At 63.3% G+C, this 16,392-nt stretch carries 16 protein-coding genes; 13 read left to right on the top strand and 3 right to left on the bottom strand.

All coding sequences use genetic code 11. The features are described from left to right. The first annotated feature begins 1 nt into the window (after position 1). From leuD to AC5RWT_RS25970, 6 genes are all read left to right on the top strand, one after another. The gene (gene leuD / locus AC5RWT_RS25995) at positions 2-601 is read left to right on the top strand and encodes a 3-isopropylmalate dehydratase small subunit (protein WP_494082706.1); all 600 of its coding nucleotides are present in this window, start codon (positions 2-4) and stop codon (positions 599-601) included. Between the two features lie 421 nt (positions 602-1,022). After that, on the top strand, positions 1,023-2,027 hold the full coding sequence (locus AC5RWT_RS25990) for a hypothetical protein (protein ID WP_494082705.1): 1,005 nt from the start codon (positions 1,023-1,025) through the stop codon (positions 2,025-2,027). Between the two features lie 301 nt (positions 2,028-2,328). Continuing rightward, positions 2,329-3,645: a UDP-N-acetylglucosamine 1-carboxyvinyltransferase gene (gene murA / locus AC5RWT_RS25985; RefSeq protein ID WP_494082704.1), complete on the top strand. Its 1,317-nt coding sequence runs from the start codon at positions 2,329-2,331 to the stop codon at positions 3,643-3,645. Between the two features lie 6 nt (positions 3,646-3,651). Further along, on the top strand, positions 3,652-4,437 hold the full coding sequence (locus AC5RWT_RS25980) for a lysophospholipid acyltransferase family protein (protein ID WP_494082703.1): 786 nt from the start codon (positions 3,652-3,654) through the stop codon (positions 4,435-4,437). After that, positions 4,434-5,468: an NAD(P)H-dependent glycerol-3-phosphate dehydrogenase gene (locus tag AC5RWT_RS25975; protein WP_494082702.1), complete on the top strand. Its 1,035-nt coding sequence runs from the start codon at positions 4,434-4,436 to the stop codon at positions 5,466-5,468. Before AC5RWT_RS25980 ends, AC5RWT_RS25975 begins: the two co-directional genes overlap by 4 nt. Next, entirely contained in the window at positions 5,465-6,616 is a 1,152-nt protein-coding gene (locus AC5RWT_RS25970; RefSeq protein WP_494082701.1) for a D-alanine--D-alanine ligase family protein, read from the top strand. The genes AC5RWT_RS25975 and AC5RWT_RS25970 overlap by 4 nt, the downstream gene beginning before the upstream one ends. Positions 6,617-6,628: 12 nt before the next feature. On the opposite strand, the gene AC5RWT_RS25965 is transcribed toward AC5RWT_RS25970, so the two are convergent. Next, positions 6,629-7,078 (bottom strand): DUF3515 domain-containing protein, encoded by a 450-nt coding sequence (locus AC5RWT_RS25965; RefSeq protein WP_494082700.1) that lies wholly within the window; start codon positions 7,076-7,078, stop codon positions 6,629-6,631. A 166-nt stretch (positions 7,079-7,244) separates the two neighbouring features. Here AC5RWT_RS25965 and AC5RWT_RS25960 point away from each other — a divergent pair, with 166 nt between their 5' ends. The 4 genes from AC5RWT_RS25960 to rsmD all read left to right on the top strand — a co-directional run bounded on the left by AC5RWT_RS25960 (position 7,245) and on the right by rsmD (position 12,144). Then, entirely contained in the window at positions 7,245-8,279 is a 1,035-nt protein-coding gene (locus AC5RWT_RS25960; RefSeq protein WP_494082699.1) for an LCP family protein, read from the top strand. A 117-nt stretch (positions 8,280-8,396) separates the two neighbouring features. Next, positions 8,397-9,371: a DAK2 domain-containing protein gene (locus AC5RWT_RS25955; protein WP_494082698.1), complete on the top strand. Its 975-nt coding sequence runs from the start codon at positions 8,397-8,399 to the stop codon at positions 9,369-9,371. Continuing rightward, positions 9,361-11,550: an ATP-dependent DNA helicase RecG gene (locus AC5RWT_RS25950; RefSeq protein WP_494082697.1), complete on the top strand. Its 2,190-nt coding sequence runs from the start codon at positions 9,361-9,363 to the stop codon at positions 11,548-11,550. The genes AC5RWT_RS25955 and AC5RWT_RS25950 overlap by 11 nt, the downstream gene beginning before the upstream one ends. A 3-nt stretch (positions 11,551-11,553) precedes the next feature. Then, positions 11,554-12,144, top strand: a complete 591-nt coding sequence (gene rsmD, locus AC5RWT_RS25945) for a 16S rRNA (guanine(966)-N(2))-methyltransferase RsmD (RefSeq protein ID WP_494082696.1) — start codon at positions 11,554-11,556, stop codon at positions 12,142-12,144. Here rsmD and AC5RWT_RS25940 read toward each other — a convergent pair. Both AC5RWT_RS25940 and AC5RWT_RS25935 read right to left on the bottom strand, forming a co-directional pair. Continuing rightward, the gene (locus tag AC5RWT_RS25940) at positions 12,127-12,897 is read right to left on the bottom strand and encodes a spermidine synthase (RefSeq protein WP_494082695.1); all 771 of its coding nucleotides are present in this window, start codon (positions 12,895-12,897) and stop codon (positions 12,127-12,129) included. The two genes, rsmD and AC5RWT_RS25940, sit on opposite strands and share 18 nt — an antisense overlap. Positions 12,898-12,901: 4 nt before the next feature. After that, on the bottom strand, positions 12,902-14,140 hold the full coding sequence (locus AC5RWT_RS25935; protein ID WP_494082694.1) for an aminotransferase class I/II-fold pyridoxal phosphate-dependent enzyme: 1,239 nt from the start codon (positions 14,138-14,140) through the stop codon (positions 12,902-12,904). Positions 14,141-14,201: 61 nt separating this feature from the next. Here AC5RWT_RS25935 and coaD point away from each other — a divergent pair, with 61 nt between their 5' ends. The 3 genes from coaD (at position 14,202) to AC5RWT_RS25920 (ending at position 16,364) form a co-directional block, all read left to right on the top strand. Continuing rightward, positions 14,202-14,675 (top strand): pantetheine-phosphate adenylyltransferase, encoded by a 474-nt coding sequence (coaD, locus tag AC5RWT_RS25930; RefSeq protein ID WP_494082707.1) that lies wholly within the window; start codon positions 14,202-14,204, stop codon positions 14,673-14,675. 72 nt (positions 14,676-14,747) lie between these two features. After that, entirely contained in the window at positions 14,748-15,680 is a 933-nt protein-coding gene (gene galU, locus AC5RWT_RS25925; protein ID WP_494082693.1) for a UTP--glucose-1-phosphate uridylyltransferase GalU, read from the top strand. Between the two features lie 120 nt (positions 15,681-15,800). Next, entirely contained in the window at positions 15,801-16,364 is a 564-nt protein-coding gene (locus AC5RWT_RS25920) for a YceD family protein (protein WP_494082692.1), read from the top strand. Positions 16,365-16,392: the final 28 nt, after the last annotated feature.

The following is a 16,392-nucleotide window of genomic DNA, read 5'->3' as shown; positions in this document are numbered from 1 at the left end:
CATGGAGAAGTTCACCACCCATACCGGCATCGGCGTTCCCCTGCGGCAGTCCAACGTGGACACCGACCAGATCATCCCTGCGGTGTACCTCAAGCGCATCACCCGCACCGGCTTCGAAGATGCCCTGTTCGCCGGCTGGCGCAAGCATGAGGATTTCATCCTGAACCAGGAGCCGTTCAACCGCGGATCCGTCCTGGTTGCCGGCCCTGACTTCGGCACCGGTTCCTCGCGCGAACACGCTGTCTGGGCTCTGAAGGACTACGGGTTCCGCGTAGTGCTCTCGTCCAGGTTCGCCGATATCTTCCGCGGGAACTCCGGCAAGCAGGGCCTGCTGGCCGCCGAAGTGGCCCAGGACGACATCGAGCTGATCTGGAAGGAACTCGAGAACCATCCGGGCACCGAAATCACAGTTGACCTTGAGGCCAAGACGGTCATCTGTGGAACCATCACTGCTCCGTTCGAGATTGACGACTACACCCGCTGGCGGTTGCTCGAAGGACTGGACGATATCGGCCTGACGCTTCACCATGAGGCAGAAATCACCTCCTACGAAGCCACCCGGCCATCGTGGAAGCCGAAGACCCTCCCGGCAAAGCCCTGAAGGCAGCAGCTGCGCAATCGCCTGCGCCTTTGGCTCAGAACCTAGCTCAGCTCTCTAGAGAATTACATAAAGTGAGGGATCATTGCCTCGGACCGAAGAGCGAATCTCGAGGATAAGGCGGACGCTGTTCCGACTTGAAGAAGCTGTTCCCGTCCTCTCCTGGTCTTTGCTTGTCGTCGTCTTGGCCGGAATGAGCTGGGTGTTCCTAGTAGGCCCGCTCCAAGACCTGACGGACGCATGGGAAACTTTTGCAGCCGAGTTGGGTGCAGCACTGCTCGGATCCGCGGTAACCGCCTTCACGGCAATGGTTCTGGCAATCGTCGCGTTTAGCAGCAAGCGAAAGCGTAGGCGAGCTGAACGGAAGTATTCCGATATGGTCCGACGCTCGCAAGAGCGACGTCGTCTCCAAGTGGGAAGATTCGTGATTGATGAAGTGTTGGTTGTGGCCGCCTGCAGGGAACAGCAACCGTATACGCGCCACGTTGAGTTCGAATTCGACCAGCTTGACAGGTCGAAGCGGCGGGCAGATCCAATCGAATATCCGGTCCTCGCAGCGGGGCGGCTCAAGGAGATGATCGCTTCTGCCAGAGACGCTTCGGTGGCCTTCGTGGACCAGCCGGCCGTTGATCTTATCAATGCTGGAACAATTCCCATTGGGCAGCGTGACGGCGTTGTCCAAACCAAATACCGTCTGACACCTGCGGTCACCAATTACTATCTTTGGGCGGCAACAAGTAACTCCTTGGACCGCCCGTTCACAATTTCCGAAGCACCAGCGTTCCCAGCTTCGAGTTCTCTCCGGAATGCATGGGGGATAAGCCCTGATCGTCTGGAAGACGTCGGCAGGTTGCCAGCCCCGGCGAAGATCGGTGTCGGCACAGCAGTTATCACCAAAGACAACCAACTTGTTCTCGGCCTGCGGGGCAAGACGTACGTCGCCAGCCAACACGACTTGTCATTGGACGACGTGCGCAAACCGATACATTTCGTTGCCGAGGGCATGCTCCCCAGCGACCAGAATCTTATGGGACGCCTAGATCCACGTGTCACGGCGCTCCGGGGCATGGCCGAGGAACTAGGCCTAGATGCTAGTGGGACCGGAACTGGAAACGTGACTGATTTGATTGACACAGGTGTGTTCCTTGACACCAAGCGCTGGCAGCCATGTTTCGCGTACTTAGCTCGGATCGATCGGACATTCGATGAGCTAAATACATTGGTGCATTCCGCTACCGACTACTGGGAGAATGATCAGCTCGTTCCAGTACCCATGGACATACGTGATGGCAACTTACAAGCCCTTCTACTAGGCCAGCACGAGGCGTTTCGATGGGCGTCCAACCATGCACAAGCGGTGGCGTACTTCGCTTGTCTTCACGAGTTTGGCTTCGATGACTTCAGGATCTTTGTCGCGTCTTACCGCTAGCAGCCGTCGTGATTATGCACATATCGTGATGAATCAGCAGTGCTCGGTTGCTGCCGACCCCAGTTTGCGTGGAAGCCCCACGAGGTCGGGCTGCGGGCGTGTGACGAACGCCGGCAGGCGGAACCCGTACGCGGTCTCGCCCGCTGTTGCGCTGCGCAGCCACGCTGGGTCCAGCTAGGCACTCAACCGGACACTCACGCTGCGCACCCCGTTTATTTCAGGATGGTCACGATTTGCCAATATGCTTAGCTGAGGCCCAGGCGCAGTTCAGCGCCAGACTAGCTTGAGGAAACAGGTATTCATGGCAAGTGTTTTGACCATTCGTGGTGGCGTTCCGTTGGCGGGGAAGGTGTCCGTCCGCGGTGCCAAGAACCTGGTTCCCAAAGCGATGGTCGCTTCCTTGCTGGGCAGCAGCCCTTCAATCCTTCGCAACGTCCCCGAGATCAGGGACGTGGAAATCGTCACCAGCTTGCTCCGCCTGCACGGCGTCGAGCTTGCCAAAGACGCTGTGACTGGTGATTTGACGCTCGATCCCACCAACGTCAAGACAGCACACATGAAGGACATCGACGCGCATGCCGGTGATTCCCGCATCCCGATCCTTTTCTGCGGTCCCCTGATCCATGCGATCGGGGAAGCGTTCATCCCCGATCTTGGCGGATGCCGCATCGGTGACCGTCCCATTGACTACCACCTCGACGTGCTGCGCCAGTTCGGCGCCGTGGTCGACAAGCGGCCTGGCGGTATTTCCATCTCGGCGCCCAGAGGGTTGACGGGGGCCAAGCTGACACTGCCGTATCCCAGTGTCGGGGCGACCGAACAGGTGCTCCTGACGGCCACCCGGGCCGAGGGCATCACCGAGCTGAGCGGTGCTGCCATCGAGCCGGAGATCATGGATCTGATCGCCGTGCTGCAGAAAATGGGCGCCATCATTTCCGTCCAGACGGACCGCGTCATCCGCATTGAAGGTGTACCGGAGCTGGCTGGTTTCAACCATCGGGCGCTGCCTGACCGCAATGAAGCCGCCTCGTGGGCGTCGGCTGCGCTGGTCACCCGAGGCGATATCTACGTTGAGGGAGCCCATCAGGGCGACCTGACGGCGTTCTTGAACACTTACCGCAAGATCGGTGGGGCTTTCGACATCGACGACGATGGAATCCGCTTCTACCACCCCGGCGGGAGCCTGTCCCCGCTGGTGCTTGAAACCGACGTCCATCCTGGCTTCATGACTGACTGGCAGCAGCCTTTGGTAGTTGCCCTGACCCAGGCAGAAGGCGTCTCCATTGTGCATGAGACGGTGTATGAGAACCGGTTCGGCTTCACCGAAGCCTTGATCCGGATGGGTGCCAACATCCAGGTTCACCGCGAATGCCTCGGCAGCATCCCGTGCCGCTTCGGCCAGCGGAACTTCCTGCATTCTGCCGTGATCTCGGGGCCGACCCAGCTCTCCGGCGCGGAGATCGACATTCCGGATCTGCGCGGAGGGTTCAGCCACTTGATTGCCGCGTTGGCGGCCTCCGGAACCTCCCGGGTCACCGGCATCGAGCTCATCAACCGTGGTTACGAGCGCTTCCAGTCCAAACTGGAGGGACTCGGCGCGGACTTCGACGTCGAGTAGCGGGCCATGGGAGTGGAATCCAAAGAGCGTGTGGTAATCGGCATCCTGGCAGGCGTTGTCAGGCCCGTCCTCAACCTGGTCCTGAAGCGCAACTGGACAGGCACAGAACACCTCCCCAAGGGACGGGGCTTCATCGTCTGCCCCAACCACAACACGGAGATCGACCCCCTGGTCGTGGGGCATTATGTCTACAACCAGGGCGCACTTCCGCATTTCCTGGCGAAGGCCTCGCTGTTCAAGATCCCGGTGGTCGGACAGTTGCTCGCTGCCGCCCGCCAGATACCGGTTGAGCGCAGCAGTTCGGGTGCCAACCGGTCTCTGGAGGTCTCGCGGGAGGTGCTCGATGAAGGCGGGGCTGTGATCATCTACCCGGAGGGTACGCTCACCCGGGACCCCAACCTGTGGCCGATGCGGGGCCGCACCGGGGCCGCACGGCTGGCGTTGCAGACCGGCGCGCCCGTCATTCCAATTGCGCATTGGGGCGCCAACGAACTGCTCCCGCGCTACGCCAAGAGGCCCAGCTTGCTCCCGCGCAAAACCGCACACGTCACTGCCGGACCGCCGGTGGATCTGAGTGAATTCAGCGGCTTGCCGGTCACCAGGACTGTTCTCGAGGCGGCAACGAATAAGATTATGGACAGCATCGCTTCGCTGCTGGCCGAGGTACGGGGCGAAGAAGCGCCTGCCACTCGCTGGGATCCATCCGCCCATGGCCAAAGCGCCATCGGCCGGGACTTTGGTTCGGGCGAACCGGTGCACACAGACGAGTTACCGCCTGAGGAGAAGACGTGACCGAACGCCCCGACCTGCCCGCCAACGTTGCAGTTCTTGGAGCAGGAAGCTGGGGCACCACTTTTGCCAAGGTGGTCGCGGATGCACATCCGGAGGTGGAGGTCAGGCTCTGGGCCCGGCGCGCCGAAGTCGCGGCGGAAATCAACTCCACGCACCGGAACACGAAATACCTCAAGGAAATTGTGCTCCCGGACAACGTAGTTGCTTCGGAGGACGTGGCCGAAGTCCTCAACGGCGCACCACTGGTGGTACTGGCCGTCCCCGCCCAAACCCTCCGGCCCCAGCTGGCGCCCTGGAAACCGCTACTGTATCCGGAGGCGGTGGTGGTCTCGCTCATGAAGGGGCTTGAACGAGGGACCGATGCCCGCATGAGCGAAGTCATCAAAGAGGAGCTCGGTCTGTCCGACGACCGCGTGGCGGTCATTTCCGGGCCCAACCTGGCCATGGAAATCGCCCGCAAGGAACCCACGGCCTCCGTGGTGGCCTGTACCGATGACGACGTCGCGCAGTGGATCGCGCGGCTGTGCACGGCAAGCTATTTCCGTCCCTACACCAACACTGACATCACCGGCGTTGAGATCGGCGGCATCGTCAAAAACGTCATTGCCTTGTGCGTGGGAATCTGCGACGGCAAGGGCATGGGCGACAACACGAAGGCCACAGTGATCACCCGCGGACTGGCGGAAACCACCAGGTTGACCCTCGCGCTAGGCGGAGACGTCCAAACCGTGGCCGGGCTGGCCGGACTGGGCGACCTTGTGGCCACCTGCGCGTCCCCGTTATCGCGGAACCACACGGCCGGCAGGCTGCTGGGTGAGGGACTGACCCTCGATCAGGTGACGGAACACATGACCCAAACAGCCGAAGGCATCAAATCAGGCCGAGCCGTGCTGGATCTCGCAACCAAGCTAGGCGTCGAAATGCCGATCACTGAGGCTGTGGTGGCCGTCCTCGAGGGGCGGATCGCCGTCGAGGAGTTGGCCCCCAAGCTCTTGGCCCGTGAACTCAAGTCCGAAGGTGAACTCCAGTGAACGAAGAAACCAGGCCCACCGCGGCCACGTCATCCTCGGGACGCAAACCCCGGGTCGCCGTTCTTTTCGGCGGGCGCTCCAGCGAACATTCCGTCAGCTGCGTCACCGCAGCAGGGGTTCTCGGTGCCATCGACAAAGACAAGTACGACGTCGTGCCCATCGGCATCGCGCGCAACGGCCAGTGGGTGCAAGTCGCTGATGACCCGGCTCAGTGGTCGCTGACTTCGGGAACCATGCCGGAAATCAGTGCCTCGGCGTCGCCTGTCATGCTGGCCAGCCGTGAGGCTGCCCCCGAGCTCGTCGTCGCGCCCGCCGCGCAGGTTCCCCAGAGCCTGGGAAATGTCGATGTAGTGCTGCCACTGTTGCACGGACCATTCGGTGAGGACGGCACCCTTCAGGGGTTGCTGGAAATGGCTGATGTCCGCTATGTCGGCGCCGGCGTGCTCGCCTCCGCTGTTGGCATGGACAAGCACTTCATGAAGGTCGTTTTTGAATCGGCGGGGCTGACGGTCGGTCCGTATCAAGTCATTACGGACCGGCAGTGGCAACAGGACCCCGACGCTGCCCTCGAGCGGGCGTCCTCGCTGCAGTTCCCCGTCTTCGTCAAGCCTGCCCGCGCAGGTTCGTCGATGGGGATCACCCGGGTGACCGACCCGTCGGAGCTGCGGTCAGCCATCGAAGCGGCCCGCGAACACGATCCCAAGGTGGTCGTGGAAGCCGGAATCATCGGCCGGGAGATTGAAGTAGCTGTACTTCAGGGCCGCGGCACCGAACCCACCCGCGCCAGCCTGCCCGGTGAGATCGCCGTCCGGCCCGGGGACCATCAGTTCTACGATTTCGAAGCGAAATACGTCGATGGGGCGGCTGCCGCGCTGAGCTGTCCGGCTGACCTGCCCGCGCACGCCACAGACAGAGTGCGCGAGCTCGCGGCGCTGGCATTTGATGCCCTCGGGGGAGAGGGCCTCTCACGCGTGGACTTCTTTTACACGCCCGACGGCGAGCTGATCATCAACGAAATCAACACCATGCCGGGGTTCACGCCCATCAGCATGTATCCGCAGATGTGGGCCAAATCCGGACTGCCTTACACCGAGTTGATCGACGAGCTGCTGTATCTGGCGCTCAACCGTAAGACCGGCCTTCGCTAGTTTGCCGGCTGGCTACAGGACGTCGGAGATGCTCAAGCACTTCCGTTTCTGGGGAATCTTGGCCGCAGCCGGCGAGACGTCCATTAACACGCTGCTTTCGGCCACATCATCGGGGTTGAAAACCAGTTCAGTGGCCGGCGTGCGTCCGTAGGTTGTGGCCGTCCAGTAGCCGTCCTTGCCCTCACGCAGCACCCAGTCGACGTCGTTAACAGAGACGCACTGGTCTGTGGTCGGGCCCGGAACCTCCACTCCGCACCGCAGAATCACCTGCGACGGGTCTCCCCAGGCGGCTGTGCCCTGGCTGCTCGTCTCACGGCGGGGGAAATCGGCAACGTATTGCGGGAGGATGACCATCATCGGTGCGCAGCCAGGATTTGCCGCGTCCGGGGCTGCCTTAACCTCGACGACCGGAGAGCAGGCCGTGAGCGTCCCCAACAGTCCCAGCGACAACAGGACGGGCACAAGCTGACGGCGATTCGGGCAAACGCGGGTCATCCTGCTAGCGTATCCCGGTCCGTGCAGACGCTCAGCCCGGCCGTGACCGAAGCCACGCCCGGGTCGATCTTGCACGGGCATGCCAGTCGCGGCCTTTATCCTTTTAGATAGCCCCTTCTAGAAAGAGACCCCATTGACTGCTGACCTCGATCAGGAATATCGGCCCCGCCGTGGGCGCAAACAGCGCAAGAAAGACCCGATTCGCACCGTGTTTTTCGTTTTGGTAGGGCTCGTCCTCGTGGCCGCACTGGTCGTCGGCGGCTATGTTTTCAATTTGGCGAATACCTTCAACAACAAATCGCAAGGCATTGAGAACGCCTTTCCGGAGAACCGGGTGCAGAAGGCAGCTGGCGACAACTCAGTGAACGTCCTTCTGCTTGGATCCGATAGCCGCAATACCGACGGTGGCCAGAACCTCACCGAGGTGTCCGACGGAAGCCGCTCGGACACCATGATGCTGATGCACATACCCGGCAACCGCGAGGGCGTCTACGTGATGTCGGTGATGCGGGACACATGGGTTGCTATTCCAGGACAGGGAGAACACAAGATCAATGCCGCCGCGGCTCTTGGTGGCGTTCCGCTGGTTGTCGAGACACTCGAGGGCCTGTTTGGTGCACACATTGATCACGTAGCCATGGTCGACTTTGCAGGGTTCAAGGAACTTACCGATGCGCTGGGCGGCGTCGAGATTAATAACCCGATCGCGTTTACGTCAAGGCACTCACCGCAGTACTTCCCCGTTGGTACACAAACACTGAATGGTGACTCTGCTTTGGCGTTCGTGCGGGAGCGATACGCATTCAGCGACGGCGATTACCAGCGGGTGCGCAATCAGCAGTTGTTCGTCAAGGGCGTCATGTCCAAGTTCTTGACTGCGGAGACATTGACGAATCCAATCAAGATTAACAATGTCGTGAGCGATTTTTCGCCGTTCGTCAGCGTGGATAACGAGTTCGATGCGATGACGGCAGGCTCCCTGGGCGTATCTCTCCGCGACGTCCGCTCGAGCGATGTGCAAATGTTCACCCTCCCCAACCTGGGCACGGGTACGTCCGCAGACGGGCAGTCCATTGTGGTTCCGGACGAGGCGGCCATCGCCGACATCGGTCAGGCGCTGCGGAACGACAGCCTGGGCGAATATCTGAGTACCGCGGAGCTCGAATAAGTGCACTGCCGCGGCTGCCGCCTGCTGATGAGCTGCGGCAGCTGCGGTAGGCTCGGTTAACGCCGGAGAACTGAGAACGATCGTTGGCGGGCATCGCCGGCGCATGCAGATGGGATCATGTTGCAGACGAAGATTGCTGCCAATGCCGAAGCGCTGCGCCGCTGGCTGTCCAAAGCCGAGGTGGTCCTGGGGAACCACAGCGACCGCCTTAACGCCATCAACATCTTTCCGGTGGCCGACGGCGACACCGGCACCAACCTGTACCTGACCATCCGGGCGGCGGCACAGTCCGCCTCGGGAAACGCAACGGCCGACATCGGAGAGCTCTTGGCCGAAGCGGGGCAAGCCGCGATGGAAGAAGCGCGCGGTAACTCCGGCACTTTGCTCTCGGTTTTCCTGGCGGCGATGGCCGAACCTTTGCGCGGCGCCACACGGCTGACGGGGCCCCTGTTGGCCGCCGCCCTCCAGCGTGCCGAGATCCGGTGCTGGTCTGCCTTGAGCGACCCGGTTGAGGGCACCATGCTCTCTGTCATCGCTGCCGTTTCCCGAGCGGCTTCGGTGGTACACGCAGCCCACAACGGCGATGACAGCAATCACGGGCTGGCGGCCACGCTGGAGTCGGTAGTGGAAGAGGCCGTTGCCGCAGTCGTCAGGACCGAGGCCCAGCTTGGCGCCCTGGAGTCGGCGCAGATAGTCGACGCCGGCGCCGTGGGGTTCCTGCTCATTATGGACACCCTGCGGGCCAGCGCCTTGGGCGAGGAACTGCAGCCCGAATTGTTGGACGGCCTGCACGGATTCAACGTGCAGGATCCGCACCTGCACCTTGACCACGTCGACGAAGGCGTCGAAGTGATGTGCACCATCAGCCTCAGCCCTCTGGACGCCGCAACGCTGCGCTTGAAGCTGGACGAGTTGGGCGATTCAGTCATCATGAGCGCGGTGACCGAAGTCGAGGGCGGCTACCGCTGGCGCGTCCATGCGCACGTGCCGGACGGTGACGCAGCGTTGGACGTGATCCGTGAACTGGGAGAGCCGATGAACGTCACGATGACGGAGCTGGCCGGCCCGCCGGAGCAAGCCCATGGCGCCTGATCTGCCCGATGAGCTGAACGTACCGCTCGAGCGCAGACTCGGCAAGCGCTCTGCGACCGCACTCGAAAAGCACCTTGGCTTGACCCTCACCGGAGAACTGCTCAATTATTTTCCCCGGCGGTACCTGAAGCGCGGAGAGCTGACCATGATCGCCGAACTGCCGCGCGACGAGGATGCGAGTCTGGTGGCCAGGGTGTTGAAGACCAATACCCGCCGCATGCAGGCCCGCCGCGGCTCGCTGACCGAAGTCGTGGTGACAGACAACTCCTCGGACATCAGTCTCACGTTTTTCAACGGCCATCAGGCGCAACGCGAGTTGCAGCCGGGCACCTTGGCCATGTTCTCCGGCAAAGTAACCACCTACCGGGGCAACCTCACGCTGACCAACCCTGACTATCAGCTGCTCGAGGACGCATTTGATTTCGACGCCGAGGAGGCCCTGCGGCCGGTACCGATGTACCCGGCCACGGCCAAACTCGGCAGCTGGCGGATCAAGGCCGCCGTCGACCTGCTGCTCGACGCAGTGGACTTCAGCCGCCTGGGGGATCCCATTCCGCCCGACATTGCCATCCGTGACGGCCTGCTCTCGCTGGCGGAGGCCTACGAACAGATCCACCGGCCGGAATCGATGGACGCCGCCCACGCGGCCCGCGACCGCTTCCGGTACCAGGAAGCACTCGTGCTGCAGGCCGCCCTTGGTCGAAAGCGTGCCATCGCCGCAGCGGAACAAGCGACGGCGCGCACGGGACGCAGGGGCGGTATCGCTGACAAGTTCGATGCGCGCTTGCCGTTCGAGCTGACGTCGGGGCAGCGCGGGATCGGCGCAACGATCGCAGCAGAGCTGGCCGGCGATTCGCCCATGAACCGACTGCTGCAGGGGGAAGTCGGTTCCGGAAAGACCCTGGTGGCGCTGCGGGCCATGCTGCAGGTGGTCGACTCTGGCGGCCAGGCCGTCATGCTTGCACCAACCGAGGTCCTGGCCAGTCAGCACTACGAATCGATCAGCCGGACCCTTGGCCCCTTGGCACAGGGCGGCATGCTCGGCGGTGACCCGGATGGCACCAAGGTGGTGCTGTTGACGGGGTCGATGACCGGGACCGCCAGACGGAGGGCACTGCTGGACGTGGCGACCGGAGAAGCCGGCATCGTTGTCGGCACCCACGCGCTGCTGTCCGATACCGTGCAGTTCCTGGACCTGGGTCTGGTTGTCGTGGACGAACAACACCGGTTCGGCGTGGAGCAGCGCGACCGCCTCCGGAGCCGTTCGGCCACCCCGCCGCACTTGCTGGTCATGACCGCCACGCCCATTCCCCGGACCGTGGCGATGACCGTTTTCGGGGATCTGGAGACCTCGGTGCTGACGGAGCTGCCCGCCGGGCGCGCACCGATCACCACCCATCTGGTCGCGCTGCAGGAACACCCGGCCTGGGAAGGCCGGATCTGGCAGCGCGCCCGCGAAGAGGTCGACGCCGGCCGGCAGGTCTACGTGGTCTGCCCCAAAATCGGCGACGACGAGCTTGAAGAGGCAGATCCGCCTGACGGGATCCAGGAGGAGCAACAGCGGCCCATGGCCTCCGTGGCCGCCGTCGTCGAGCACATCGGCAGCCTGCCGGTCCTGGCGGGCGTGCGGATCGGCATGCTGCACGGGCGGCTCGAGGCCGACCAGAAGGCTGCTGCCATGGCCGCGTTCAACGAGGGCACCCTGGACATCCTGGTGTCCACCACGGTCATAGAAGTCGGCGTGGACGTGCACAACGCCACCATGATGGTGATCCTGGACGCAGACCGCTTCGGCATTTCACAGCTCCACCAGCTCCGTGGCCGGGTAGGCCGCGGCGGTCTCCCGGGGACCTGCCTGCTGGTGACGCAACTGGAGACCGGACATCCCAGCCGGGAGCGGCTGCAGGCCGTCGCCGCCACCACCGACGGATTCGAACTGTCGCAGGCCGACTTGCAACTGCGCCGCGAGGGCGACATCCTCGGCGCCTCCCAGTCGGGCGGCAAATCGACCCTCAAGCTGCTGCGCGTGATCAAGGACGAAGCCGTCATTGCCCGCGCCCGCGAGGACGCGACCGCGATCCTGCAGCGCGATTCCACGCTGGCCCAGTATCCGGAGCTGGCCGACGCCATCGAACTGTACCTGAACCCGGAACGCGAGGCCTTCCTTGAACGCGGGTAGCCGGTGAGCCGCATCGTGGCAGGCGTGGCCGGGGGACTGACCTTGGCGAGTGTGCCGGGGGACAACACCAGGCCGACGACGGACCGGGTCAAGGAGGCGTTGTTCTCACGGCTGGAGTCCTACGAGGTCTTGGCCGGCGCGCGTGTGCTCGACCTCTTTGCCGGCTCCGGGGCACTGGGAGTCGAGACTGCCAGCCGTGGTGCTGCAACAGTCGAGCTGGTGGAAGCAGCGGAGAAAGCCGCGGGGGTTTGCCGCCGCAATGCCGATTTGGTGAACGGCAAGCTGGGCCGCAAGACGGTGAGGGTGCACCGGGTGAAGGCCGAACGGTTCCTCGAGGACCAGCCGGCGGGGCAACACTGGGACCTGGTCTTGATGGACCCGCCCTATCCGCTGGGCGAGGACGGGCTCAGCGGAATCCTGACGTCGCTGACCGGGTTCCTCGCCGAGGGCGCGGTCGTCGTCGTCGAACGCTCTTCGCGGTCTCCGGAACCCTCCTGGCCGGCAGGGCTTGAGCGGTTCGCGGCCAGGAAATACGGCGAGACGCAGCTGTGGTTCGCCGAGCCTGCCTCGAAACCGTCAGCTGCCGACGAATGATGCAAGCTCGGCGCCGGTGAGGACAGCCGCCGGGTGGGGGCCTACCGCCAGCAAGGCCCGGGACCATTCCTGCGGCCAGGAGCTGTGGCGGGCGGCCAGGACAATGTTGCCGGCCCTTCGGCTGCCGAACATGCTGGTCTCGCCCAGCGCCGCGACCGAGCCCGCGACCGAAGCCAGCTCCCCGATTTGCCGTTTGGCGAAGGCCAGCGGCGGGTCGTCTCCCACGTTGACCAGCAGCACGCCGTCCGGTTCGAGTACCTCCAGCAGCTCCTCGTAGAAGTCAGCCGTGGTCAGGTGCTCCGGGGCATCGTCGCCGGCAAAAACGTCCAGGACGACCACATCGAACGTGCCGTCGATCTCGCCGAAGGCCACCTCCTGCCTCGCGTCGCCAAAGTGCACCGTCAGCTCGGCGCCGTCAGGCATGGGAAGGTGCTCAAGGACGAAGTCCAGCAGTTCCCGTTCCAGTTCGACGGCGACCTGCGGGGAGCCGGGGCGGGTGGCTTGGACGTACCTGGCCAGCGTCAGCGCACCCGCACCCAAGTGGAGGCAGCGCAGCGGCGCTCCGGCCGGAGCGGCCACATCGATGACGTTGGCGATTCTGCGCAGGTATTCGTAGAACACGTCGTCGGGATGCTTCAGATTGACGTGGGACTGCTCGGCGCCGCCGATGCTCAGGACGTACGATCCCGGAACACGTTCGTCCTTGTCGATGCTGGCGTGGAGGCCGCTGCCTCGAAGGTAGCGTTCGGGCACGGCTTTAGCCCCTGTCCTGCAGTGCTGCGAGGCGTTGTGCGGCTTCCCGCAGGACGTCGCTCTTTTTGCAGAAGGCAAAGCGCAGCAGCGAGCGTGTGCGCTGGGCGCCCTCGGCGTGGCAAAACACCGGTACGGGAATGGCGGCCACGCCAATCTCCTCGGGCAACCGGCGGGCGAGCTCCAGCGAGTCCGTGAAGCCCAGCGGCTTAGTGTCCACGTTGACGAAGTACGTGCCCTGGGGCGTGAAGACATCGAAGCCGGCCTGCCGCAACCCGGTGCTGAGCAGGTCCCGCTTGGCTTTCAGTTCCGAGGCGATGCCGCGGTAGAAGGAGTCAGGCAGCCCGAGGCCTGCGGCCACGGCATCTTGGAACGGGGCGCCCGAGCTGTAGGTGAGGAATTGCTTGACGGTCCGCACGGCTGCCACCAGGTCCGCCGGACCCGAGAGCCAGCCGACTTTCCAGCCGGTGAAGGAAAACGTCTTGCCGGCCGACGAAATGGTGAGTGTCCGCTCGGCGGCCCCCGGCAGCGTGGCAAGAGGGATGTGCGGTGCATCGAAGGTCAGGTGTTCGTAGACCTCGTCGGTGACGATCAGTGCATCGTAGCGGTCGGCCAGTTCGACGATTCTGGTCAGTGCTTCACGCTGGAAGACGCTGCCCATGGGATTGTGGGGATTGTTGACGATGACCATCCGGGTGCGCTCCGAAAAGGCCGCTTCCAGTGCGTCCAGGTCGGGCTGGAAATCGGGAGCGATCAGCGGCGCCGTGGTGTGCCGGGCGCCGGTCAGTCCGATGAGTGCGCCGTAGGCGTCGTAGAACGGTTCGAACGTCAGCACTTCGTCGCCCGGTCCGGTGAGGGCCAGCAGCGTGGCGGCCAGTGCCTCCGTGGCTCCCGTGGTCACGATGATTTCGGTTTCCGGGTCCGGTGCCAGTCCATAAAAACGCTGTTGGTGCGCGGCCACTGCGCTGCGCAGGGTGAGTGTTCCCTTCCCTGGCGCATACTGGTTGGCGCCGTTGCGGATGGCGTCGATAGCGGCAGCAGCGATTTCGGCAGGGCCGTCCTCGTCGGGGAAACCCTGCCCCAGGTTAATGGCTCCGGTACGGGCCGCGAGCGTGGTCATCTCTTCGAAGATGGTGACGGCGAGGCCGCCGTCGGCGCCCAGAAGGTTCGATCCCGCCGCGGTGCGCTGCCACGGTGCGGGTACACCCTGGCGGCCGTGGACGAGGTTCCTCATTGCTGTGCTCATGACTTCCAGTATTACCATCCCGCGTAGTGCACGGCAGGCCGGATCGGATAGATTCGACACTATGCGCCGTGCCGTCTGCCCAGGATCCTATGACCCGCTCCATAAAGGCCACGTGGAGATCATTGCCCGTGCCGCCAGCATGTACGACGAGGTCATCGTCGCCGTCTCGACCAATTACGCCAAGAAGTACCGCTTCAGCTTGGACGAGCGGCTGGGCATGGCCCGCGAGACCTTGTCCTACCTTCGCGGCGTGAGCGTCGAAGCCATGGGAGAAGGTTTGCTGGCCGAGTACTGCCGCAGCCACGGTGCCGGTGTCATCGTCAAAGGCCTGCGCTCGTCCCAGGACTACCACTACGAGCTGCCGATGGCCCATATGAACCGGCACCTCGCCGGCATCGAGACGGTTTTCCTTGCCGCGGAGAACAGCTACACGCATCTGTCGTCAACGTTGATCAAAGAAGTCGCGGCGCTGGGCGGGGACGTCTCGGAGTTTGTGCCCAAGGCGGTGCTCACTCGTTTCCGCGCGGAGAGCTAGTTCACGCAGTCCCTGCCGGCATCCGGCACTGGCGATTACGGAGAAGTAGGTGCTTGGGCTAACCTTCTAGGCATGTCTCATGCGCGCACAGTACGCAAAGCCGTCATACCGGTCGCAGGTTTGGGGACCAGGTTCCTGCCGACCACGAAGGCGATGCCCAAGGAAATGTTGCCGGTCGTCGATAAACCGGCCATTCAGTACGTTGTCGAAGAAGCCGCACGTGCCGGCCTCGACGACGTCCTCATGATCACCGGGCGCAACAAGCGTTCCCTGGAGGACCACTTCGACCGGGTGCCGTTTCTCGAGCAGACGCTTCAGGCCAAGGGCGACGACGCCAAGCTGGCCGCTGTTCGTGAATCCTCGGAACTGGCGGACATCCACTACGTTCGCCAGGGTGACCCGAAGGGCCTCGGGCATGCGGTGCTCCGGGCCAAGCAGCATGTAGGCGACGAACCGTTTGCCGTTTTGCTGGGCGATGACCTGATTGACGAGCGCGACGTGCTCCTGTCGGAAATGATCGCGGTGCAGCAGGAGACCGGCGGTTCTGTGATCGCCCTGATGGAAGTCGATCCGGAAAACATCAGCGCCTATGGCTGCGCTGATGTCAGTGGCGTTGAGGGCGCGGCACATGTGAAGGTCAACGGTTTGGTGGAGAAGCCGGCCACGGCTGACGCGCCGTCGAATCTGGCCGTCATCGGCCGTTACGTACTGCATCCGGCGGTCTTCGAGGTTTTGGAGCGGACCGGGCCCGGCCGTGGTGGTGAAATCCAACTGACGGACGCCCTGCAGACGCTGGCGAGGTCCGAGGGGGAGGGCAGCGGCGTTTACGCTGTTGTCTTCAAGGGGCGCCGCTATGACACCGGCGACAAGCTCAGCTACCTCAAGGCCGTCATCTCGCTGGCTACGGAGCGGGATGATTTGGGACCTGACCTGCGCTCCTGGATTGTGGACCTCGCAGAGCAAATCCAGGCCGAGAGGCCGTTGGCGGCGGTCGAAGAAGGCTGATGCTTCGGGGGCGGGGCCCGGTTTGGGTCAGCGGAAGATCCGGGCTAAGATGATACGTCGGTCGTATGTTCTTTAGGAGTTTTCAGTACATTGGTCTTGAACCATGATCAAAGTTCGCCCTTGACCCTTGCGGTCAAGGATCTCGGGCGCAGCCCGGGCAGCATGCGGGCTCTTGAAGAACATGTCGCTGCGCCGAAGGATTTCGGGGCAGCACTCATTGGCGTTCAGCAAGGCTCCGAGATGGAGCTGCAGTTGAAGCTTGAGGCCGTGCACGAGGGAATCCTGGTTTCCGGCACTGTTTCCGTGGCTGTCACGGGCGAGTGCGGGCGGTGCCTGGATCCCATCGCGTATGACCTTGACGTCAGTGTGCAGGAACTCTTCTACTACGAGGATGCTGAACTCCTCGAGGAAGAAGAACAGGACGAACAGCGGCGGGTTGAGCGCGATCTTATCGATCTCGAGCCGGCGCTGAGGGACGCAGTGGTGACCGCCCTGCCGTTCCAGCCGGTGTGCCGGGAAGACTGCCAAGGCTTGTGCCCGGAATGCGGGTTGCGCCTTGAAGAGGATCCGGGTCACCACCATGAGGTTGTGGATCCTCGCTGGGCAGCCCTTGCCGGGCTGGCCGGCACGGCCGCCGACAAGGCGCCGAAAAGTAAAGAGTCAGACGAGAGAGAAGAGAGTTAGCCGTGGCTGTTCCCAAGCGGAAGATGTC

Source organism: Arthrobacter sp. Dra40 (genome assembly GCF_059091905.1).
The sequence above is the reverse complement of the archived record's forward strand: the minus strand, read 5'-3'. Positions and strand labels throughout refer to the sequence as shown.

Coding starts and splice junctions, on each gene's coding strand:
- AC5RWT_RS25955 (WP_494082698.1), top strand. CDS start 8,397: ATGTTGCAGACGAAGATTGCTGCCAATGCCGAAGCGCTGCGCCGCTGG.
- galU (WP_494082693.1), top strand. CDS start 14,748: ATGTCTCATGCGCGCACAGTACGCAAAGCCGTCATACCGGTCGCAGGT.
- leuD (WP_494082706.1), top strand. CDS start 2: ATGGAGAAGTTCACCACCCATACCGGCATCGGCGTTCCCCTGCGGCAG.
- coaD (WP_494082707.1), top strand. CDS start 14,202: ATGCGCCGTGCCGTCTGCCCAGGATCCTATGACCCGCTCCATAAAGGC.
- AC5RWT_RS25935 (WP_494082694.1), bottom strand. CDS start 14,140: ATGAGCACAGCAATGAGGAACCTCGTCCACGGCCGCCAGGGTGTACCC.
- AC5RWT_RS25980 (WP_494082703.1), top strand. CDS start 3,652: ATGGGAGTGGAATCCAAAGAGCGTGTGGTAATCGGCATCCTGGCAGGC.
- AC5RWT_RS25950 (WP_494082697.1), top strand. CDS start 9,361: ATGGCGCCTGATCTGCCCGATGAGCTGAACGTACCGCTCGAGCGCAGA.
- murA (WP_494082704.1), top strand. CDS start 2,329: ATGGCAAGTGTTTTGACCATTCGTGGTGGCGTTCCGTTGGCGGGGAAG.